This window comes from Verrucomicrobiota bacterium (genome assembly GCA_016871535.1).
GTDB lineage: Bacteria > Verrucomicrobiota > Verrucomicrobiia > Limisphaerales > SIBE01 > VHCZ01.
Genome location: VHCZ01000061.1, coordinates 1 through 21,230 on the forward strand (window position 1 = coordinate 1; position 21,230 = coordinate 21,230).

Here is a 21,230-nt window from a genome sequence, read left to right on the forward strand (position 1 = left end):
GCTTAAAAGTGGCCAGCCGCGCCCCACCGCCAAAATCAAGTCTTTTCTCATGTTCTCATCGATTTTTTTGCATGCGATCCCAGCGAATTACGCCTTCCTGAATTTTCGGACAGGCTCTAAGGGAGGGCACGGCTGAGAGAGTGACCGAAGTTCCATCTCTGTCGAGCAGACCTCATACGGGCTCAGTGAGCGCGTTCCCACTGTATGTAACCGAACGTCAGAAGCGAATCGAAGCAGAAGAAAAGCTGGAAGAACGACCTGAACTCTCTCCGCCCGATTGGCCCCGGTGATATCAAATCACCAGAAGGGCTTGGCTGGGAGTATCAAACCGGCTGCACCGAACGCCGGGATAGCGCCTCGGTTGACAATCGAACACCCTTGGCCCGGCGTCGGTGAGCCGGAACGTTCGGATAACCAAGTGATCCTCCGCGAACAGTGAAGTACCGGGTCGAATTGACGTTGGCTTGAGGATGGCCTTCGAGGGGACGTGAAGCGGTTAAGCAACCATTTTCCCGAATATCGGATGCGCGCTGGCAACTGGCGAGTGCTTTTCGAGGTCGCAGGGGACCGGGTTGTCGTCTATCGTATCCGGCATCGAAGAGACGCGTACCGATGAGACATTCTATGAGCATTCATCCGCAGATTATCGAGAAAGACGGACGGAAGGAGTTCGTGGTTCTTCCGTATGATGAGTTTCTTCGCCTCCAGGAGGAGTTGGAGGATTACCACGATCTTCGGCTGCTCCGAGAGGAGAAAGCCTCGGCTGGCGCGGAGCCGACGCGGTTACTGGATGAAGTTCTCAAGGAGTTGGGAGAGTGAATCTGGAGCGAACGCGGGCGGCCCGCACCAGTTGGCAATGCCGACGCGCTGGGCCGCCCGCGTCGCTCAGTTCTGGTGTTAGCCTCTTATGGAACCAGCAACCGGTTTAACAATCCTCGGCTCCGCGATTGGCGGTGCTAAAGTGGTAGAGAGAATCCTGGGGCCGACCGCAGACTATGTTGGTATTGGCCTTCGCAATTGGACTCAAAGACGAGTGGAAAACGTCAGCCGCATTTTCGAAATCGTAACGAAGCGGTTGGGAAATCAGATTGACCAACCCGGAAGCGTGCATCCCAAAGTTTTGAAGGAGGTACTTGAGGAGGGTTCATTTACTGAAGATCCTCTCGCATGCGAGAATTTCGGAGGAGTTCTGGCTTCATCGAGAAGCACAGTCTCACGCGATGATCGCGGAGCATCTTTTCTGAAGTTGATAGCCGAGCTCACCACATACCAGATTCGGACCCATTACGTCCTTTATTCCGGAATGAAGAAAGTTTTCGATGGACGCATGGTTTCGATGGGCGTCGAAGAGCACAGGCAGGGTTGTAATATGTTTATTACGTTGGAGGCCTATAGAAGCGTGATGGATTTTGGAGCGAGCGAGGACTGGGCGACGATTCTTGGTCACTCCATGTTCGGTTTGTATGAGCACGGACTTATTGGGACCTTTCTTTTTGGTGCTCTCGACGATATGCGGAGGCAGTTCCCGGATCTCAGAGCCGGTGGGATTCAGTATTTTCCGAGTGCCAGAGGAGTTGAGTTATTCATGTGGGCCAATGGCTTCGGATCATTGCAGCCACATCGATTTCTGGCGCGAGACCTTGAGATTCCAGTCCAGCAAGACATTCGGATTGAGGTTGGTTTCATGCCGTTTGGAGAGGCTAACAGCGAGTCGAGCGAACCGCCGCTGAGCGTCTCGGTTTTAACATGATCGGATTTATGAACACCACCAGACATGGCTGGAGGGCGCTGTCGGCGGCGGTCGCTCACCCGGTACGTTAGACCAGTAATGACTCCGAAATACCCCATCAAGCTTGTCGGACATTTGACGTGGCTCTATCCAGGCGAGCAGAGATTCGATCGCTTCAAAGTCCAGCGGGCTTTGTTTCGCTCACCGGACGAGTTCGTGATCGATTGTGATTGTGGTGCTCCTCAGCATTCGTACGTTTACACGATGAAGCTGTCGCGCGTCGGTCCTGACCAGTTCAGTGGCACATTTTCGGTTTGTCACACCACTGATCCCACAAGCGGGACCGTATCGTTCAGAGTTTATCGGCGCGATGGCGGGATTGCCCTTTCAGGTAATTGGATCGAGAAGGGTTATCATGACGAGATACTTGGTGAGCTGACGGTGGTGGATCGTTTTCCGGATGAGCGTTCAGACTGATGACTGGTCAACAAATCGCTCGATCCAACAGCCGTGAGCGTCTCGGATTTCATGCGTTTTGATTTCACCGGGGCTAATCGGCACCTCCGTTAGCTGGATGGAGCGGGTGAATGGCGCCGGGCCGCTCCGATTCCTGTTGGATTCCGGCGCGCAATTGGACCTGATTCAGGAGGCGCATCGGGTGGCGCTGGGGATCAAGAGAGTCGGCGCGATGCGCTTGAACGCGACTTCGGGGCACTCCCTTTGTGAAGGCGCGGCATTTGAGTTGGACGGCGCCAGTTACAGGCCCGGCCGAATTGGCGCGACCATTCTCACGAACCTGGAATCGGTCATCGGATGCAAGATTGACGGAATCCTGGGCGCCGGCTTTTCACCGCGTTCGTTGTGGAACTGGACTATCCGCGCCAGCGTATGACGCTTCATGACCGCAGACGCTTCCGCTACCGGGGCAACGGCGAGCGCGTGCCGCTGAAACTCCAGGCGCTGTTGCCTTACGTGCCAGCGACCCTGGTTCTGCGTGGGGCGCGCCCGCTCGCAGGCCGGTTTCTCGTGGACACGGGCGCCAATGCCACGGCGGAAACCCCGGCGCCTTTTCTGGATTCAAGCCATCTCTCCGCAAACAAAAGCCATCGTCTCGAAGCCAAAGCCATGAAGATATTGGAGCGACAGATTTGAGCGCGTCTGTGGCTATCGCGGAGCGGCGCGCCGCTCGGCCTGGAGGAAGGCTTCAAAGCCGCGCCGGACGGGAGCGGGAGCGGCTTTCAATTGGCGGGTGAATTCAGAGCTGTGCAAATCGGCGCCGGCTTTCTGAATCAAGCAGGCCGCTTGCGCCGCGACGGCTTCGTCGTACGGGGCGAGCGCCCGCAACAATCCGCGCGCGCCGGTTCCATGTCGCCGGACGAGCGTCTGCGCATAAGTTCGCGCGGAACTGAACTTCCCGTCTCCGTCCGCGTCGATCCAGATGGGATTGGTCGCGCCGATGACGCGTGGGTTCCAGACACGCGAACTCGGTTGATACGGTCGCGCGATGCCCCAATACGGCGCGCGAACTCCGGGTCCGGAAGCAATCGCGACCAGATGCACATCGTGCCGGGGCCGGGGAATGAGCCAGGTGACGCTGGTCTTGATTCCGTCTGCGGGCCGGACGGCGAGCCCCGCCGATGTCTTTCGCAAGTCGGAGGCTCCCTTGCCGCTTTTCTCCCCGCGAACGCGGCCCCTCACCCCATCCCTCTGCCCCTCCGAGGGGGAGAGGGTGTCTGTAACCGGGTCGATCTTCTGTTCCCGAATCTTCACGCCGTTGGCGTAAAGTTCGACTCGATCCGCCGTGACCCACGACGGGCCCAGCACGGTTGCTTCCACGCGAATGCGGCGTCCCAGGCCCGTTGCAAGATCTCCGACGCCGAATTCTCGATCGACTTTCATCTGGGCCAGCAATCCCAGGCTGACCAGAACGCGCCCTTTCAAAAAACTTTCGCAGGCCACGCCGACATCGATGCGGCCCGGCTCGCGATCCTCACACGCGACGTAGCTGCGGCCCTGCCCCACGATGTAGCGGCTCACATCGTGGCCGTCGCTGGAACCAACGGCTGCGACGCGATGTCCGTAATTCAAGAGCGCAAGCCAATCGTGAAAACCGAGCATCAAATCGGACTGCAACGCCGAGGAATTGCACACTTCAATGGCGTCGAAGCTGAATTCAAACCCTCGTTTGTTCTCGCCGGTGACCGCATTGAAATTCGTCGCAGCGAACGGCTGGAAATTGCTGTGGACGTTGCGCGGATGGTTCAGGATGACCACGCGGACGCCCGGCGTGGAACGGATCGCTTCCATCAAACGAGGCCATTCCACGATTCGAGCGTCGGGAGCCTTGCTCCCGGCCGTGATCGGGAAATGGTTGAAATGGCCCTTCGCCGTGGTGGTCTCGCAACCGATGACCGGCGTGAAGAATTTCTCCACCGCCATGCGCCGGGCCGGTTCCGCAAAGTCCGTGAGAGACTCGTGGTCGGTGGCGATGGGCAATTCGATGCCTTCGCCGGCCAGCGTGATGGCGCGCTCGTCCAATGTCGCATCGCCGTGCTGGCTGTGCGTGAAAGTGTGGATGTGAGTGTCGCTGCTGACCAGGCCGGGCGTGGGCACTTCGCGGCGGAGCTGGAGCTCGACCCGGCGAGTTTCCCTGGCGGCCAGAATCAGGTTCGTCGTGGCCAGGCTGTATTCGAAGCCGCGTGTGGCGTAGATCGTAATCGGGCCGGGCCGCGTGCCGACGCGCGCCTTGCCGTCCGGCGTATAGACCACTCCGGGCCGCACCGCGAGCCTGTGTTCTTCGCCCGCGGAAAGCGGGACCAATTCGCCCGTCTCCCTGACAATCGTGAGGCGGCACGGAAGTTCTTCGCGGCGAGAGTCTCCAGTGACCTGGATTTCCAGCCAGGATTGCTCAATGGCTTCGCGGCCGGGCCGAAGATCGAGTTCGAACTCGCCCACGATGATGTCGTCGATGGCCTTGGGCGGCAGGATTGCGAGAATGTTTTCGCCACTGCGCAAAGCGCCGGCCGGGATGCGGACCGCGTTAATGAGCGGCGCCTCCATCAAGACCAGACTGCCGACCCTTTTTCCATTGAGCGCGACGCCCCAATCCAGCTTCACGTCGTCCTGGTACACGAAGAGCGTGGCTTCGCGCTCGTTGGGCTGGGCGGAAAAGCGAACTTCCAATCCGCGGTTGTGCGGGGTTTTGCCCTCGAAGTAATCCCACTCCGGGGAACCGGCGGTGCCCAGATGATAGCTGCGCCCGTCCAGAATGCGGGGATTGTCAGCCGCGGCGGCTATGAGGACGCACAAGACCGATCCGGACAACAGGAGGAGCGCAGACAACCTGGCGCGATGGAATGAAACGAGTGAACAAGTTTTGGAGCAATGGGCTTTAGCGTTCTTCACAAAAGGAAACGAAGAGAACAAAGGCTTCGTTACCTTGGTTGCCTTCTGTTTAGATTTAGCCAGGCAGGATGCCTGGCCTACTTTTGGATGCGCAGTCATCGAGCGTTGAGGCAAAGGCTGGAGGCCAACACTTCTCAGGGAACGCCGACCGTCTTTGCGCTCGAATGTTCCCCAACGAGGCTCGGTCGCGATTGCCGAAAATGTTCGCTGAGGAACTCGACCAGCGAACGGATTTGTTCCTCGTCGAGCGGCCCTTCCGCAGATTTCGAAAACGCCGGCATCAGTGTGCCCGGCTTTCCGTTTCGCACCCAGGTCTCCCAATAGCTCGGATCAAATGGTGTCTTTACGGCCGCCAGGTCCGGCACCATTTCGGCGCGGTGTTTTGCTTCGTGACAGATGGCGCACGCGACTTTGTAAAGTTCGGCTCCCTTTTTGCCGATGGCAGGCTGGAGGTGGCATTTCGCGCAATCTCCTTTGAAAACCGCCTGGCGGTCCGCTTGCGCGACCAGGATGCCGAACATCCGCCGCCGTTCTTCCGAGGTGGGCTCAGGGATGTGGACGTTGATCGCGACCTCGAACACGCCGCTGGAAGTGACCACGCGGGTCATCTTGCTGAGAAGGCCCTGTTTGCCGCGCAAATCCACCTGGATCTCAAACTGGTCGGTCCCGCCCGGAGGGATCAGCCAAGGGGTACGGGCACGCTTCACCACCGTGCAACCGCAGGTCGTGCTGGCGCCATTGATTTCGACGCCCCTCCAGTGGGATCTGTTGGTGAGGTTGAAAACGAAAACCGTGTTCGTCTCGCCGCGTTTGGCCTCGTAGCACTTCGCGGTCGCGTCCCAGACGAGCGCTTGCGAAAAGGATTGCGAATCCGCGAAGCAGGCGCCTGCTGACAACAGGGCAGCCAAAAGCGGTTGGAACCAACCTTTCGTCATCTGGCCGCTTCAAGTCGTTCTGAGATCAAGGGAACTTCCCCCACAGACGTGGCAGGGCTGCGTTGCCGCGCAGACGGTCTTCAGTCGATGCGGCGGCGTCGCCAGCTAAACCGCCGGTCTCTGGGCCTTCGTCTGTAGATATTTTCGCGTGAGCAGGAACACCACCAGCACAACCAGGCCAATCGCCAGGATCGGCGCGACGATGGAAAGCACGGAGGCCACAATCGAGCCGCCAAGCTCAGCCGTGGCAAACACAGGGTTCGCCAGTCCCCCCGTCGAGACGGTTGAAGCGCCACGGCCCAAAACGGTCGTCGCCTGCACCAAACCCGCCGCGCCGCCGCCGGCGATGACCGCCAGCGTCCATTTCAGGAATGGGCTAACGTCCGTTATCATCGAGGCTGTGACGATAGTTCCCGCAACCACGGCGGCCGGGCTGGCCACCGTGTCCAAGAAATTATCGACCCAGGGGACATAATACCCCGCGATCTCCAAAACCGTCGCCACGCCAAAGGCGATCAGCGCCGGTTCGGAGCCGATCCACTGGAAGGACGACGCAAGTGTGAGGTGTCCCGAATACGACGCGATACTCATGACGAGCAGAGGGACAAAGACGCGAAAACCGCACGCGGCGCTCAAGCCGACGCCCACGCAAAGACTCAGAATCGTTTCCATATGGTTCTTAATGTTTAGCTCAGTTAGGCCTTCCGCAAGCCAGTCAGGTCGCCACTTTACGCGCGAACTGCCGCTTCAGCGTGCAACGTAATGCCCGGGCGACAAAAGTCCAGCCGAAGCGACCGAAGCGACGCATGCCGGACGCACGCAGAGAACACAGAGCCAACCCTGTTTGTTTCAGCTTACTCTCACGGCCTCGCGTCCGCCTGTTCCGGCCGGGGCGACCGCTCCACCAGTTTGAGCGCTTCGTCGATGTAAATCTGGCCCGTCATCTCGCCGAGGCAAACGCGCGAGACATATTCGTAACGCTTGAAGCTGCCCCAGTCCTCCCGGGTCAGGATGTAACCGAAGGCGTCGTTCGTCAGGCCGAACAGGAAGTTGTGTGCGCCACGCATTTTCCGTTTCAGATAGTAGCCGATGTTCGGCAGGGCTTCGCCAGGGATGGTAAGGATTTGCGCATTCCCCACGTTCACGAGGTTGATGCGAGTCGTGACCCGGCCCGAGTTGTCGGCATTGTGGCCCAGTGGCGACATTTTCAAGACTGCCAGGAGCATCGGGGATTCAACCGGGAAACTGACTGACCGGGAGGCGCAAAACAATTGCGGATCGCGCTGAATCGAGGCGGAGTCGGCAATGCGCAGCGCTTCGTCTGCGAGCAACTGGCCGATCCGCACGCACTCTGGCCAGGTCCGCATATCCTTGCCTTCGGGGCCGCGGTTGTCCGCCGTGACCATTCCGCCCTGCGCGCTGTTCATGAAGAGGGCGGTGCCGCCCCCTTTCTCGTGAATGCGCTCATAGAGTGGGCCTGCCAAATCCGGACTGAGAATGCCCTGTCCGGAACCCAGCACTTCCGGGTGCACCGCGTAATTGACGAGCGTGGCGAACGGTTTGCCGTCCCGGCCAATCGCTTGAATCACGTGGCAACGCGGGTCGTAAAGTTGCGGCGCGTAGTAGTTGTAGGCGATTCTTCCTTTGGCTTCGCCGGTGGCGATCTTCAAGCCCGCGGGTTGCAGCTTGGAAACCGCTTCGTTCATCGCCTCCGCCATCTTTGCGCAGACCCATTCGAGGTATTTCAAATCGGAAGCGAATCCCCCCTGGCCATCCGGGAACCCATAGCAGTCCGGCGCGCTGTGGGTGTGGGTGGCGCCGATGAGAATGTTTTCGCCCGGAATGCCCTTGACCTGGCTGCGGACTTTATTGCCGAGGGTGGCCGGGAAACCCAGGAAATCAGCCCCTACGATGGCGACGCGTGTCTCGCCATTTTCCAAAACCAAAGCGCGCACCGTGAGGTCTCCTTCCTTTCTCGTCGTCGGGTGAGAGGGCCCGACGCCCCCGGATACGGGCAGCAAGGGATCCGGCGTGACAATCCGCACCGCGATTCCCGCGCGAAATTCCGCCCAGAGTTGCAGCGGGAGGATCAACGCGACCAGAGAAGGCAGCAGAGTTTTTCGAAGACATCCTGCGCAGTTCATGGGGCGCGGTGTAACACGCGCGCAGGTTCATGTCGAGGTTTCGTCCAAAGCTCGCAGAGAGGATTGAGATTAACATGAGGATTACGAGGAGGAGCCTTTGGGCGGGTGGCGACGATTTCGGCGATACGGGTCCTGAAACTCGAATCGAGACGCGGTGTTTGAAACGGAATGAGTCGAATCTGGGAATGGATCGGCGAGCGGTATCGCCTCAGTTACTGCTAGGTCCGCGGGATGGACGACAAAGCTCGTAGCGCAGAGTTGCACTCTGCCGTATCGCAGAATTGTATTCTGCGGGGCGTCTCCCAGTCCGAGCACGCTGGGACTTGCCGGCGCCCTGCCGATTGGAAATCGGCGATAGAGCAGATTGAAAATCTGCGCTACGGTTCTCCGGTCGATCTGTCGTCAATCCCGCGGTCTGCACATTATGGATGCCGTAGGGAGTAATCAGTGATCAGTTGCCAGTTGTCAGTTGCCAGTTGTCAGTGAGCAGTTCATGCGTTCAACGTTCTTCGCTCCGGGGCGACGGAAAGGGTCCGCTTCCGGCGCGATTGCTTGAAGAGCATCTGCGGCGGCTCAGAGCTTGTCGGCTTTGCCCGCAGATGCACAAGCCCGTCGTCACGTGCGGTCCGGTCTTGAGCAAAGTGTTGCTCGTCGGCCAGGCGCCGGGGGACAAAGAACCGGTTCTGGGCCGGCCGTTCGCCTGGACAGCCGGGCGAACCTTGTTTCGCTGGTTTGAAGAAACGGTCGGGATGACCGAAGCGCAGTTCCGGACGTCGATTTACATGGCGGCGGTGTGCCGATGTTTTCCAGGGAAAAAGCCCACCGGCGGCGACCGCGTGCCATCCGGAGAAGAAGTGCGCAACTGCTCGTCGTGGTTGAAGAATGAAGTGGAGATTCTAAAGCCCGCATTGGTGATCCCGGTCGGGAAACTGGCCATCGAACAATTCCTTCCCCACGGCAAGCTGGACGAAGTGATCGGCCGCAAGTTTAGCGTGCGTCACTTTAAGCGCACGTTCGATCTTGTGCCGTTGCCGCATCCTTCCGGCGCCTCGCCGTGGCATCGCATCGAACCGGGCAAAAGCTTGCTCCGGCAGGCGCTGGCGTTGATCGCGGAGCAGACAGCTTTTCGGGAGATCCGTCGGAATTGGCCCAAACAGAAGGCAACAAAGGGAATTTTGTCCAACCACGGATGAACACGGATTCACACGGATAAGAAGAGAAGAAATTAAATCCGTGTTTATCCGTGTCCATCCGTGGTTAGAAATCCGGGAGACATTCTTCTGAGTTTTCAAAGTCAGATTCCTACTGTTCGCGTAGCTCAAGACTGCGCCAGCAATACCAGCTTCCCAAAGTTGCGAAGGGCCGCCAGGGCCTGGCGATTTCGTGCCCGGTTTCCTTGTCCGGCAAATCGGGCAACCGGTAAAGATTCCGCAGCGCCGTGCGGATGCCCAGATCCTGGTGCGGAAAGACGTCCACGCGGCCCAGAGAAAAAATCAAAAACATCTGCGCCGTCCAGACGCCGATGCCTTTGATTTGAACCAATTCCGCGACGACCTCTTCGTCCGGCAGGCGAGCCAGCTTCGCCAGGCGCACGCGGCCTTCCAGCACTTTTGCCGAGAGATCAGAAAGGTAGGCGCTCTTTTGAGGAGAAAGGCCGGCGCTCCGCATTTGCGCGGGCGTCAATTGCGCGAGGTTCTTCGGAGTGATGCGGCGAGGCACGAGGAGCCGGCGCAGCCTTTCGTTGATCGACCGCGCCGCGCTTCCGGAAATCTGCTGCGCGATGATGGAGCGAACCAAGGAGCGAAAGCGATTCCGTTGCAGCTTCAGCCGGAACGGCCCGACTTGATCGATCACGCCGCGAAGGACAGGGTCCGCGGCGCGAAGATGATTCAAGCCGGCTTCAATTGGGCGGGGATCATGCACGATGGATGCGCGAAGGAGCGCGGACAGCTTGTCCGCACGGCGGTTTGGCGAGACTTTCGAGAAGCGGGCGGGCAGGCTGCCCGCGCTCCTTGCGCGCGATTCTTGGAGTCATGGCCCATTTACCACGTTTTGATTTCGGCCCAGAGCCGCTTGAGATCCGGATCGGATAGCGCCATGAGTTTGATGCCGGAGCGATCACCGCGCTCCAAAGCGCGCCGAAGCCATTTCCTGGCGTCGTCGAGCCAGCCCATTTGGCAGGCGTAACAGGAAAGGTTGTAAGGAATGGTCGGTTCCTCGGGGAATTGATCCGCCGCCGGCAGCAACGCTTCCCAGGCAGCCTGCAGTCCGCCATCCGACACGCGGCGCAGAGCATAGGCCTGGTGCAGCCAACCAGAGGAACGGTCCGGTTGCGCTTGAATCAGAGTGCGCGCCACGTCGAGGGCCGCTTTCCAGTTCTGCTCGCTGGCCGCGATGAGCCAGTTGACCTGGAGAACGTCCGGATGGTTTTGAAATGCAGGCGAAATTCGAGCCAACTCCGCGCGCGCTTCGTTGCAGTCGGCCAATTCGATCCAACCAATGGCCGCGGAGAGGAAATGGGTATCGGGCGGTTCCAACTTCGTCATCGGCGCACACAGTAATCCCTGGCCTTAATGGAGACAAGCATGGGCGCGCGTTTTTGAAAATCCGAGAGCCGAATTTGAAATCCGCTGCAACTTCCATTGCTGAATGCAAATCATTCGGAGTAACCGGAACGATTCAGTTGGAATCGGGGAGCACACGCGCCCCCGCGGGTTCCGGCTGGCGCCCTCGCCAGTCGGATTGTCGGAGAAACCATCTCATCAGACGATTGCTCTTTCGCATGGAAGACTTTGGTCGGCGGGGGCGCCGACCAAAGCACGCGAGGGCGCGTGCGCTCCCCATCTGATGTGAATCGTTCCGACGCTACGCCGAGGCGCGGCGGAGACGGTCCGCGATGGCTTGCCACGCCACGTTTTCCGGCGGCGCTTCCACGACGATCAGTTTAGCGCCGGCGGCATCACATCGGTGCCACTCCGAATACAGCGCGCGCCCGAAGGCTTCCGGGTCGCGTGGGAGCACGCAGATCTGGCCATAGCCCGTTTCGCCCGGGAGGCGCGAATGCGCGATCACAAACGTCTCATTGATTTCGAATTTGAGATTTGAAATTTGGGATTTCAGGTCGGCGTCGTTGGTCCAGGACCATACGACCAGTCTGGCTTTGGGAGCGTAATGCCTGTGCAACAAGCCGGGGCTGCGCAAAACCTCGTCCGGCCGGGACTCAACAGCAACCAGATCGCCGGTCACCGCCGCGAGGGATTCAACCGGAATCATCCCCGGTCGAAGCATTCGCGCTGGCAGGGTGGTCAGATCCAGCACGGTGGATTCGATTCCGACCTGGGCCGGGCCGCCGTCGAGCACAAGCTGGACTTTTCCGCACAGACCGCTCCGCGCGTCCTCCGCGGTGGTTGGCGAAACCTGCCCGGAAAGGTTGGCGCTGGGCGCAGCCAGCGGAAAACCGCACGCCCGAATGACCGCTTCGATAACCGGGTGACGCGGCCAACGCACGCCGACCGTCGGACCTCGCGCCGTGACAGGGTCAGGAATCCGATCCGCGCGTGGCAGGACCAAGGTCAGCGGCCCTGGCCAAAAGGCATTGGCTAACTTCGCCGCCAGCGGAGGCCATTCTTTGACGCAGCGTTGGGCCATTTCCAGGCTGACCACATGGACGATGATCGGATTGTGCGCTGGGCGGCCTTTCACGGCGAAGATCTTCTCGACGGCAGTCGCGTCGAGGGCATTGGCCGCCAGGCCGTATACGGTCTCGGTGGGCAAAACCACGACCTCGCCCGCGCGCAGGAGCCGAACCGCTTCTTGCACCGCGGCGGCGAGCAAACCGGGCGTGTGTGTGGCCAGGACTTTGCACTTTTCCATTGCCTGGGGAATAAACCGCACGTTAGTTTCGTCAAAGTGGTTCTATCGTCGTTATTGTGTTGAAACAAGTGTCAAACCAACTCCGTCCTGCCGAGGGCAGGGCGGTGCTGCAGTGCCGCATCGACAGCAAATCGTCTGCGCGGCAACGCAGCCCTACCGGGGTGTTCATGGCAAACGTCCGCGGACAAGAATCCAGGCATGCGGCCCATGAACCGAAGCCCGCGCGGACCGCGGCCTTCAGGCTGCTTCCGGCCTGGCTCTGGAGTTCGGCGTTGAAGCGGCCTAAAGGCCGCAGTCCGGAGGAACGGTTCATGGGAAGGCGTGCCGGGTTGGTTCTGTTGCTGGCTGCGTTCGTGACTGGTTGTAGCCGGGAGGAAATTCGAGTCTATCGGGCTCCCAAGGAGAAAACCGCCGTTTCGACCGCCTCGACGCACGAGCACGCGCCCCGCAACTTTCCCAAGCTGGGATGGCAGTTGCCGCCGAGCTGGGAGGAACGCGGTCCCGGCCGCATGAGCATCGCCAGTTTCTGGATTCCGGGAAACGAAGGCCAGGGCGCCGAAGTGTCGGTCATGCCCATGCCCGGCGAAAGCGCCAGCAATTTGAGTTTGCTGGTGAACATCGTGCGCCAGAGCTCAGGCCTGACTCCAATCGGCGACCAGGAGGTCGAAAAGCTCGCTGAAACCGTTCAAATCGGCGAATCCTCGGCGCGTTTGGTGGATTTGAGCGGCGCGACGGCATCGAGCGGCGAGGCTCAGACCAATCAAATTGTGCTGGCGGTCTTCCCGCGCGCAGGCACGACGTGGTTTTTCAAAATGGCCGGCAGCGCCTCACTCGTGGCGTCACAGAAGACCGCCTTTCTCGATTTCTTGAAATCCATCGAGTTTCACGAAGTCAGTGGCCAGACTGAGGTCGCGGGGAATTCGGCCAGCGGCACTTTGGATGCGGGTTCGAGCGCGTCGTCGCGCAAGCCAAAGTGGGAAGTGCCGCAAAGCTGGCAGGAAGTGCCGCCGACGGAGTTTCTGCTGGCGAAGTTCATCTTGTCCGGTGGCGCTGATTCCAGAGCCGAGGTAACCGTGAGCGTCTTTGGGGGCGCGGCAGGGGGAGTAGCCGGGAATGTGAATCGTTGGCGGAAGCAACTTGCGTTGCCGGAATTGTCCGAGTCTGAGGCGGCGAAGCAAGTCAGCCCTCTTGACCTTGCCGAAGGCAAAGCGATGTTAGTCGATATGAGCGGACAGGACGCCAAAACCGGACGCAAAGCGCGCTTGGTCGGAGTGATTTTTCCACAAGGCGGCCAAACGTGGTTCTACAAGCTGATGGGCGACGAAGCGGTGGCGGAGCAGGAGAAGGCAGCGTTCCTGAAGTTCATCCAAACGGCCAGGCATTCCAATGGAGCGTAACAAGATCATCCTGTTCCTGACATCACTGAAGCTGACGGTGGTCTGCCTGTCGCTGGGGATCGTGCTGGTTTTCCTCGGCACGCTGGCGCAAGTGAGCGAAGGGCTGTACATCGCGCAGAACCGCTGGTTTCGCAGCTTCTTCATCTGGTGGGGACCCACCGGAGCCGCGTGGCAAATCCCGATTTTCCCTGGCGGGTACCTGGTCGGCACGGTGTTGGTGGTGAACCTGGTGCTGACCCACATCAAACGTTTCCAACTGACCTGGAAGAAGCTCGGCATTCACGTGACGCACGTCGGCATCATCTTGCTGTTGCTGGGCCAGCTCGCGACGGATTTGCTGTCGCGCGAGACGCAGATGAGTTTCGCCGAGGGAGAGTCGCGGCATTATTCGAGCAGTTCGATGAGCACCGAGATCGCTTTCGTCACCAACTGCGAAAACCCGGACGAAGAAGAAGTCGTGGCCATTCCGCAGTCCGTGTTGGCTGAGAAGGGCGAGATTCGGCATGAAAAGCTTCCGTTCATAGTTCGCGTCGAGCAACTCCATATCAACTCGCGGGTGCGGCAACGGGCGCCGATGATGGATACCAACCCGCCGCCGGCCACGGCGGGGTACGGCCCGAAGATAACGCTGGTGCCCGTGCCAGAAACCAGGACGACAGACGAGCGGAATCTCCCGGCCGCGGTCCTCGAGTTGGTTGGTCCGCAAGGCTCGCTGGGCACGTGGGTAGGTCAAGTCACTCTCGACGAGCAAGAAGTTAAAGTGGGGGACCGCAGTTGGCGGATGAGCCTGCGCTTCGAGCGCGAGTATCATCGCTTCTCCGTGCAGTTGCTGAAGACCACGCACGAGGTTTATCCCGGGACGAGATCGTCCGCCAATCCGCAGGGTATTCCGAAAAACTTCCAGAGCCGTGTGCGCATTGAGAATCCCAAAACTCGCGAGTCGCGCGAGGTGGACATTTACATGAACAATCCGCTGCGCTACGAGGGTTTGACCTTTTACCAGTATCAGATGGGAAGCGACGAGTTGGATCGCAACCGAGGCACGAGCGTGCTGCAAGTGGTGCGCAATCCAAGCTGGCTGACGCCCTACCTGGCATGCGTGCTGGTCGGCGGAGGCTTGGTCATTCAATTCATGATGCATTTGGCCGGGTTCATCAAGAAACGGAGGATTGCATGAAAAAATGGTTGCCGGGAATCATCGTTGGCGTGTGCGCGCTCTGGGTCCTTTCGGCGTTCCGCGCGCCGCGCGACCCAGAGGGCGCGTGGGCGGTGCAGGAATTCGGCAAGTTGCCTGTGATATCGAACGGACGCTTTCAACCGCTCGATTCGCTCGCGCGCAATTCGCTGGCCCAGATTCGCGAGAAACAGACCGCGAACCTGGAGCCGTGGAAAAAAGTGTCCGAATCTCCGCGCATCCTTTCCGCCACGGAATGGCTGATGCATGTGATGATGGCCCCGAAACAGGCCGACGAGATGCCGGTGTTTCGTGTGGACCACCCGGAAGTGCGCAGCTTGCTGCGCTTGCCCGACGCCGATCCCGAGAAACGCCAGGACGGCAAGCATTATTCGTGGAATCAAATCTGGCCCGCCCACGAAGAGCTGCAGAAGCAGACGGACCGCATCTCCGGGATCGAGCCGGCGCATCGCTCGCCCTTCGAGCAAGCGGTGATGAAATTGCAGAGCCGGCTCTTCCTTTACATGCGGCTCAAGAACACGGTGTTTCCGGAAAACTGGGAAAATGTGTCCAAGGAACTGAACGGATACTTGAGCTCGGTGGAAGCCGGAATGGCGGCGTTCCGGGCGCAACAGGCGGAGAAGGATTACGACAAGAAAGCTTACGACCTGTTCACCGGCTATGTCACGCGATTCGACGCGATGACTCGGATGGGCACGCCGCTGCTGGTGCCGCCGATCCACGCCGAATCTGCGCGCGACCAATGGATGCGCATGGGCGAGGCGATGATCGAGATTGTCCACGGGCATTCCTTGCCCGCGGCTGTAAATGTCTATGCCTCGATGGCCGGCGCCTTTCGCGAAGGCCGGATCGCGGACTTCAACAAGGCGGTGGCGGATTACCGGGCGTCGATCGCGGACAAGTATGCTCCGGAACTCGCCAAGGCGCAGCGGGAGCATTACTTCAACGCGCTGGCTCTGTTCTACAAATCGCTGGTTGTTTATGTGCTGGCGTTTCTGCTCGCGTGCGCTTCGTGGTTCAACCTTTCGGATTGGCTGCGGCGCGCGGCTTTTGGATTGATCGGCGTGGCCTTCGTCGTTCAGACCGCCGGTTTGCTATACCGCATGTTGCTCGAAGGCCGGCCCCCGGTGACGAATCTGTATTCGTCAGCGGTTTTCATCGGCTGGGGCGCGGTGGTGCTCGGAATGATTCTGGAACGATTCTACAAGGACGGCATCGGGTCAGTGGTGGCTTCGGCCGTGGGCTTCATCACGTTAATAATCGCGCACAACCTCTCGCTGGGAGGGGATACCATGGAAATGATGCGCGCCGTGCTGGACACCAATTTCTGGCTGGCAACGCACGTGGTCGTCATCACGCTTGGCTATTCCTCGACGTTTGTGGCGGGCTTCCTGGCCATCGTGTACCTGGTGCGCGGGGTATTTACGCGGACGCTGACCGAGGTCGTTGGGAAGGCGCTGTCGCGAATGGTGTACGGGATTATTTGCTTCGCGACGCTGTTCAGCTTCGTCGGCACCGTCCTGGGCGGAATCTGGGCCGATCAATCCTGGGGTCGATTCTGGGGGTGGGACCCGAAGGAGAACGGCGCGCTGATCATCGTGCTTTGGAATGCGCTGATCCTGCACGCGCGGTGGGGCGGCATGGTCAAAGAACGCGGGCTGATGAACCTGGCGGTGGTCGGCAACATCGTGACGGCGTGGTCGTGGTTCGGGGTGAACATGCTGGGCATCGGCCTGCATTCGTACGGCTTCACCGACGCGGCGTTCCGGTGGTTGATGCTGTTCATCGGCAGCCAGCTTCTGCTGATCGCCCTGGGCCTCATGCCGCAAACCTACTGGCTGAGCTTCCGCGAACGCCTGAGTAACGGAACTTCTCCGGTGCGTCCGCCGGGCGGGCGTGGAAAGACGGCGCCGGCAAATGCCTGAAGGTCTCAGGCGGGCCGGTTCTTTCGGAGATATTCCCGGCAACGCTCAACCGTTCCACGGCGAAACTCATCATAGGGTCTGTGCAAAAATAACTTCCGGTTTTGGCGGGAGCGCCGCCTGGCCGGATGCAAGGCGCGAGGAGGGAGCATCCCCGTTTTGGGGCTGTGACCGACGAGCAACGCCGCAGCCGGCCAGGCGCCGCCCCGCCCCGGAGGGCTGGGGCGATTTCGCTTTCTGGCTTAAAATGCTCAAAACGGCGGCCAAGGCGGCTGTAACCCCTTTTAACGACGGTGGAGCGACGCTCCAGCGGAGCTTTTCTTCGATGGCATTGGCTCGGCAGGAGTCTCGCCCCACCTTTACTAACTCAACTGAGGGGATACAGGCGGCTACAGGCGGCCAGGCGGCCTCCAAATCCTTTTGACGCCTCTCGGCTCTTCCCGTAGCGTGTCTAGCCGGAAATTTCCGACGTTGCCATGATTGGTTTCATCATCAAAAAAATACTTGGGTCAAAAAACGACCGCGAGGTCCGAAAGCTCCGGCCATTCGTGACCCGGATCAACGAGATTGAGCAGCAGTATCAGTCGCTGACTGACGAACAACTCCGAGCCAAAACGGAGGAATTCAAGGAGCGCATTGAAAAGGCGTCGCAAGAACGCGGAGTCCCCGAAATCCTGGCGCAAGCGCGCCAGCTCGAATCCGAATTGCGCGCTGACGAGGCCAAAATTGAACGGCGTAAGGCCAAGGATATCGAGCAGCAGATTCTCGACGAATTGCTTCCGGAAGCTTTTGCGGCCGTGAAAAACGCCTGCCGGCGCCTCCTGGGACAGGAGATCATCGTCCGGGGGCACCCGCTGAAGTGGGATATGGTGCCGTTTGACGTGCAATTGATCGGCGGCATGGCGCTGCACCGGGGCACGATCGCGGAAATGGCCACCGGCGAAGGCAAGACACTCGTGGCCACGCTGCCGGTTTATCTGAACGCGCTGGCCGGATATGGAGTTCACGTGGTGACGGTGAACGATTACCTCGCGGCGCGGGACAGCGAATGGATGGGAGCGGTGTACCAATTCCTCGGCTTGACGGTTGGCTGCATTTTGCACGATCAGCCGCCGAACGTCCGGCGCGAGCAGTATCATTGCGACATCACTTACGGGACCAACGCCGAATTCGGGTTCGATTACCTCCGCGACAACGGCATGGCCACGCGCAAAGAGGAGCAAGTCCAGCGCGGCCACTGGTACGCCATCGTGGACGAAGTCGATTCGATCCTCATCGACGAAGCCCGCACGCCGTTGATCATCAGCGGCCCCGCGGTCGTCAACGTGGATAACCAGTACGACAAATTCAAACCGGCGGTGGAGTCGCTGGTCCGGGCGCAGGAGAAGCTCTGCAATCGGTTTCTGTCGGAGGCGGAATCTTTGCTCCGACAACTTCGGCCAACCGACGGTTCCAATCCGCAAAACCCGGGCGAGGTGGAGCACCAGATCGGTCTGCTGCTCTATCGCGTCAAGCTGGGCAATCCCCGATCCGAAGGCTTGCTGAAGGTTTTGGAAGAGCCGGAAAACCACCGCATGATGAACACGGCGGAGATGAAACTTCACGCGGACCAGTCCAAGAAGATGCTCTACGAACAAAAGGAGGAATTGTTCTTTGCGATCGACGAGAAAGGCCACGAAGCCGACTTGACGGAAAAAGGCCGGAATTTCCTGAGTCCGAAAGATCCCGACGCGTTTGTTTTGCCAGACCTGATCACTCAATTCCACGAGATTGACGCGAAGCAGGACGCGGAACTTCGCCAGCGGGTCGAGATGAAGGCGAAGTTGCAGGCCGACTTCGAGCGCAAGGCGCAGCAAATCCATACCATCTCCCAGTTGCTGAAGGCCTATTCTCTATATCAAAAGGACGTTCAATACGTCGTCCAGGACAACAAAGTCATCATCGTCGATGAAAACACCGGGCGCCTGATGACCGGCCGCCGGTGGAGCGACGGATTGCACCAGGCCGTGGAAGCCAAGGAATGCGTCGAGATCGAACGCGAAACGCAAACGCTGGCCACGATCACGATCCAAAACTATTTCCGCATGTACCAGAAACTGGCGGGCATGACAGGAACGGCGGAGACGGAGGCCTCTGAATTCTACGATATTTACAAATTGGGCGTGCTCGTCATTCCCACGAACAAGCCGGTCTGCCGCCGGGACGCCCACGATACGGTGTACAAGACCAGGCGCGAGAAATACGAGGCTGTGCTCAGAGAAATCCAGGCCATCCATGGCGAGGGCCGGCCAATCCTGGTGGGCACCATCTCGGTCGAGGTGAGCGAGCATTTATCCAGGTTGTTGAATCGCGTCGGAATTCCGCATTCGGTCTTGAACGCGAAATACCACCAGCGCGAGGCAGAAATTGTCTCGCTCGCCGGGCAGCGCGGAGCAGTCACGATCGCCACGAACATGGCTGGTCGAGGCACGGACATCAAACTGGGGCAAGGCGTTCCTGATCTCGGCGGATTGCACGTGATCGGGACGGAGCGTCACGAAGCGCGCCGGATTGACCGCCAGTTGCGTGGCCGTTGCGCGCGGCAAGGCGATCCAGGCTCATCGCACTTCTTCATCGGACTTGAAGATGACCTGATGCGCCTTTTCGGCTCCGACAAGATTGTGAAATTGATGGAGAGGATGGGATACGAAGAAGGCCAGGAACTCGAACACCCGTTGCTCAATCGTTCCATCGAAACCGCGCAGAAGCGAGTCGAGCAGCACAACTTTCAGATTCGCAAGCGGACGCTGGAATACGACGACGTGATGAACAAGCAGCGGGAAGTCATCTACGGCTTCCGCAATGAAATCATTCATTCCGACGACGTTCAGGACCGCTTGATGGACGTGATGGAGGAAGTCGTCCTTCAGAAGGTTCAAGAGTTTACTTCGCCCACCCAAGGTCCGGAGGACTGGAGACTGCGAGCTCTGGCGGATTGGATCAACCTGACGTTTCCACTGGGCATCCCCGAGAGCGAGATCACCAAAGCCGCGAACAGCGGGAGTGAAGAGCCGGTGCCGGGTTCGCTCTTCGACGGCCTGAGTGCCGCGCAATTCGCGGTCTGCCATTTTATTTCAAGCAAGGTTCGAGAGGCGTACAAACTGAAGATCAGTTTCGAGAATCCCGATGCGCTGAAGGCGATCGAGCGTTACACGATTCTCAGCGCGATCGATAAGCTCTGGCAGGAGCACCTCTACGGGATGGACAGCTTGCGGAACAGCATTGGCCTGCGCGCTTATGGCCAGCGCGATCCGCTGATCGAATATAAGGCGGAAGCCTTCAAGGTTTTCGAGGAATTGATGGTCAACATCAAGACCGAGATTTGCCACAACATCTTCCGCAGCGCATCCAGCTTGATGGCGTTCGACCAGTTCCTCCGGAACCTTCCGCAAAGGACCGTTCATCAGGAGACCAGCGCATTCGGAGAACGCCCATCCAGCACGGCCGCCCCCAAGCCGAGCGACATGGTCAGCGAAGCGACCGAAGCGCTCTCGAAGGCCAAACCAGTGCGGACGGGTCCAAAAGTGGGACGCAATGATCCCTGTCCGTGCGGCAGCGGCAAGAAATACAAGCAGTGCTGCGGCAAGAATGGCTGACTCGGCTGAAGGTAGTCTGATCAAAGGTCTTGCGGCTGCGCTTTTGGTCGGCCAACGCCAGATTCCTCTCGCGCTCGTCCGCAATCCTCGCGCGCGGCGTTATGTGCTGCGGCTGCGTCCGGATGGAGTCGCCCGCGTCACGATCCCCCGAGGCGGCTCGGTTCATGCCGCGAAGGAATTCGCCGAGCGGCACACGGCCTGGCTGGCGCGTCAGTTGCAGCGCCTCGAAACGCGGCCGGTGCGTCCTGCGGCGTGGACCCTTGGCTCGGAGGTTCTGTTCCGAGGCGAATTGGTTCGTCTCGAAGCCGGCGTTGATGGGACGGCTGCAACCATCCGGCTGGGAGGTGAATCGTTCCAGATATCAGGGTACGCGTCTGAGAATTCGACCTGGGGTAGCACAGGCGACCCGCCTGTGCCGCCCGGCGACTCGCCGGACGGAATGTCATCGACGCCTGGAGTCAATAATGACGGCCTTTCCGAGAGGCGGCCTTCCGCATTTCCGATCGGCGGGCCGCCGACCGTGGCAGGCGAGTTGCCTCGCGAGTCGCCCGCGCAAGATTTGCGGCCCGCGGTGGAGCGATGCCTTCGCCGATTGGCCGAGCGGGAGCTTCCGCCGCGCGTGTTCGAGCTGGCCTCGCGGCACGATTTGATCGTTCGGCGAGTGACAGTGCGCAATCAGCGGACGCGCTGGGGTTCGTGTTCCCGCCGCGGCAGCCTTTCGTTGAACTGGCGTCTGGTCCAGACCCCGGCCTTCGTGTCGGACTACATCATCTTGCACGAGCTGATGCACCTGCGCGAAATGAACCACTCCCGGCGTTTCTGGCGGGAGGTGGCCCGCGTCTGTCCGGAGTTCACAGAGGCGGAGCGCTGGCTGAAGCGGCATTCGTCGCTCCTGAGGATGTAGCAGCCGGCAATTACACTCAATGCGGCTTGAAGAGCCGACGAAACACACGAAAGGCACGAAAGGAGAGTTGTTGAACCCGGAGAGACGTTTC

At 59.7% G+C, this 21,230-nt stretch carries 19 protein-coding genes; 12 read left to right on the forward strand and 7 right to left on the reverse strand.

From position 1 onward, the window contains the following. Positions 1-487 precede the first annotated feature (487 nt). From FJ398_10475 to FJ398_10500, 6 genes are all read left to right on the forward strand, one after another. A complete protein-coding gene (locus tag FJ398_10475) occupies positions 488-616 on the forward strand; it encodes a hypothetical protein (GenBank protein MBM3838372.1) in 129 nt (42 codons plus the stop codon). Between the two features lie 8 nt (positions 617-624). After that, complete coding sequence (locus FJ398_10480; GenBank protein MBM3838373.1) at positions 625-819, forward strand: type II toxin-antitoxin system Phd/YefM family antitoxin; 195 nt, start codon at positions 625-627, stop codon at positions 817-819. Between the two features lie 88 nt (positions 820-907). Beyond that, positions 908-1,750, forward strand: a complete 843-nt coding sequence (locus FJ398_10485) for a hypothetical protein (protein ID MBM3838374.1) — start codon at positions 908-910, stop codon at positions 1,748-1,750. Positions 1,751-1,828: 78 nt separating this feature from the next. After that, the gene (locus tag FJ398_10490; GenBank protein ID MBM3838375.1) at positions 1,829-2,206 is read left to right on the forward strand and encodes a hypothetical protein; all 378 of its coding nucleotides are present in this window, start codon (positions 1,829-1,831) and stop codon (positions 2,204-2,206) included. A 97-nt stretch (positions 2,207-2,303) separates the two neighbouring features. Continuing rightward, entirely contained in the window at positions 2,304-2,621 is a 318-nt protein-coding gene (locus FJ398_10495; protein ID MBM3838376.1) for a hypothetical protein, read from the forward strand. Next, a complete protein-coding gene (locus FJ398_10500; protein MBM3838377.1) occupies positions 2,618-2,881 on the forward strand; it encodes a hypothetical protein in 264 nt (87 codons plus the stop codon). Before FJ398_10495 ends, FJ398_10500 begins: the two co-directional genes overlap by 4 nt. A 12-nt stretch (positions 2,882-2,893) precedes the next feature. On the opposite strand, the gene FJ398_10505 is transcribed toward FJ398_10500, so the two are convergent. The 4 genes from FJ398_10505 to FJ398_10520 all read right to left on the reverse strand — a co-directional run bounded on the left by FJ398_10505 (position 2,894) and on the right by FJ398_10520 (position 8,213). Further along, entirely contained in the window at positions 2,894-5,071 is a 2,178-nt protein-coding gene (locus FJ398_10505) for a hypothetical protein (protein MBM3838378.1), read from the reverse strand. 197 nt (positions 5,072-5,268) lie between these two features. Beyond that, the gene (locus tag FJ398_10510) at positions 5,269-6,069 is read right to left on the reverse strand and encodes a c-type cytochrome (protein MBM3838379.1); all 801 of its coding nucleotides are present in this window, start codon (positions 6,067-6,069) and stop codon (positions 5,269-5,271) included. Positions 6,070-6,174: 105 nt separating this feature from the next. Beyond that, positions 6,175-6,741, reverse strand: coding sequence for a DUF4126 domain-containing protein (locus tag FJ398_10515; GenBank protein ID MBM3838380.1), 567 nt, complete (start codon positions 6,739-6,741; stop codon positions 6,175-6,177). A 188-nt stretch (positions 6,742-6,929) separates the two neighbouring features. After that, positions 6,930-8,213: a hypothetical protein gene (locus FJ398_10520; protein MBM3838381.1), complete on the reverse strand. Its 1,284-nt coding sequence runs from the start codon at positions 8,211-8,213 to the stop codon at positions 6,930-6,932. Positions 8,214-8,812: 599 nt separating this feature from the next. Here FJ398_10520 and FJ398_10525 point away from each other — a divergent pair. Further along, a complete protein-coding gene (locus tag FJ398_10525; GenBank protein ID MBM3838382.1) occupies positions 8,813-9,406 on the forward strand; it encodes a uracil-DNA glycosylase in 594 nt (197 codons plus the stop codon). 109 nt (positions 9,407-9,515) lie between these two features. On the opposite strand, the gene FJ398_10530 is transcribed toward FJ398_10525, so the two are convergent. From FJ398_10530 to FJ398_10540, 3 genes are all read right to left on the reverse strand, one after another. Continuing rightward, positions 9,516-10,163 (reverse strand): DNA-3-methyladenine glycosylase 2 family protein, encoded by a 648-nt coding sequence (locus tag FJ398_10530; GenBank protein MBM3838383.1) that lies wholly within the window; start codon positions 10,161-10,163, stop codon positions 9,516-9,518. A 92-nt stretch (positions 10,164-10,255) separates the two neighbouring features. Next, the gene (locus FJ398_10535; protein MBM3838384.1) at positions 10,256-10,759 is read right to left on the reverse strand and encodes a tetratricopeptide repeat protein; all 504 of its coding nucleotides are present in this window, start codon (positions 10,757-10,759) and stop codon (positions 10,256-10,258) included. 319 nt (positions 10,760-11,078) lie between these two features. Then, the gene (locus FJ398_10540) at positions 11,079-12,086 is read right to left on the reverse strand and encodes a threonylcarbamoyl-AMP synthase (GenBank protein MBM3838385.1); all 1,008 of its coding nucleotides are present in this window, start codon (positions 12,084-12,086) and stop codon (positions 11,079-11,081) included. A gap of 59 nt (positions 12,087-12,145) precedes the next feature. Here FJ398_10540 and FJ398_10545 point away from each other — a divergent pair, with 59 nt between their 5' ends. From FJ398_10545 to FJ398_10565, 5 genes are all read left to right on the forward strand, one after another. Continuing rightward, the gene (locus FJ398_10545; GenBank protein ID MBM3838386.1) at positions 12,146-13,483 is read left to right on the forward strand and encodes a hypothetical protein; all 1,338 of its coding nucleotides are present in this window, start codon (positions 12,146-12,148) and stop codon (positions 13,481-13,483) included. Next, entirely contained in the window at positions 13,473-14,660 is a 1,188-nt protein-coding gene (locus FJ398_10550) for a ResB protein required for cytochrome C biosynthesis (GenBank protein ID MBM3838387.1), read from the forward strand. The genes FJ398_10545 and FJ398_10550 overlap by 11 nt, the downstream gene beginning before the upstream one ends. 8 nt (positions 14,661-14,668) lie before the next feature. Then, positions 14,669-16,603 (forward strand): cytochrome C biogenesis protein, encoded by a 1,935-nt coding sequence (locus FJ398_10555; protein ID MBM3838388.1) that lies wholly within the window; start codon positions 14,669-14,671, stop codon positions 16,601-16,603. A gap of 473 nt (positions 16,604-17,076) precedes the next feature. Further along, positions 17,077-20,235 carry a preprotein translocase subunit SecA gene (gene secA / locus FJ398_10560; GenBank protein MBM3838389.1) on the forward strand — a complete coding sequence of 1,053 codons (3,159 nt, stop codon included), beginning with the start codon at positions 17,077-17,079 and terminating at the stop codon, positions 20,233-20,235. Continuing rightward, positions 20,174-21,139, forward strand: a complete 966-nt coding sequence (locus tag FJ398_10565; protein MBM3838390.1) for a M48 family metallopeptidase — start codon at positions 20,174-20,176, stop codon at positions 21,137-21,139. Before secA ends, FJ398_10565 begins: the two co-directional genes overlap by 62 nt. Positions 21,140-21,230 lie beyond the last annotated feature (91 nt).

Bases quoted from the DNA above. Each gene is read 5' to 3' on its own strand.
- FJ398_10480 (MBM3838373.1), top strand. From the start codon at position 625: ATGAGCATTCATCCGCAGATTATCGAGAAAGACGGACGGAAGGAGTTC.
- FJ398_10485 (MBM3838374.1), top strand. From the start codon at position 908: ATGGAACCAGCAACCGGTTTAACAATCCTCGGCTCCGCGATTGGCGGT.
- FJ398_10490 (MBM3838375.1), top strand. From the start codon at position 1,829: ATGACTCCGAAATACCCCATCAAGCTTGTCGGACATTTGACGTGGCTC.
- FJ398_10495 (MBM3838376.1), top strand. From the start codon at position 2,304: ATGGAGCGGGTGAATGGCGCCGGGCCGCTCCGATTCCTGTTGGATTCC.
- FJ398_10500 (MBM3838377.1), top strand. From the start codon at position 2,618: ATGACGCTTCATGACCGCAGACGCTTCCGCTACCGGGGCAACGGCGAG.
- FJ398_10510 (MBM3838379.1), bottom strand. From the start codon at position 6,069: ATGACGAAAGGTTGGTTCCAACCGCTTTTGGCTGCCCTGTTGTCAGCA.
- FJ398_10515 (MBM3838380.1), bottom strand. From the start codon at position 6,741: ATGGAAACGATTCTGAGTCTTTGCGTGGGCGTCGGCTTGAGCGCCGCG.
- FJ398_10520 (MBM3838381.1), bottom strand. From the start codon at position 8,213: ATGAACTGCGCAGGATGTCTTCGAAAAACTCTGCTGCCTTCTCTGGTC.
- FJ398_10525 (MBM3838382.1), top strand. From the start codon at position 8,813: ATGCACAAGCCCGTCGTCACGTGCGGTCCGGTCTTGAGCAAAGTGTTG.
- FJ398_10535 (MBM3838384.1), bottom strand. From the start codon at position 10,759: ATGACGAAGTTGGAACCGCCCGATACCCATTTCCTCTCCGCGGCCATT.
- FJ398_10540 (MBM3838385.1), bottom strand. From the start codon at position 12,086: ATGGAAAAGTGCAAAGTCCTGGCCACACACACGCCCGGTTTGCTCGCC.
- FJ398_10550 (MBM3838387.1), top strand. From the start codon at position 13,473: ATGGAGCGTAACAAGATCATCCTGTTCCTGACATCACTGAAGCTGACG.
- secA (MBM3838389.1), top strand. From the start codon at position 17,077: ATGATTGGTTTCATCATCAAAAAAATACTTGGGTCAAAAAACGACCGC.
- FJ398_10565 (MBM3838390.1), top strand. From the start codon at position 20,174: ATGATCCCTGTCCGTGCGGCAGCGGCAAGAAATACAAGCAGTGCTGCG.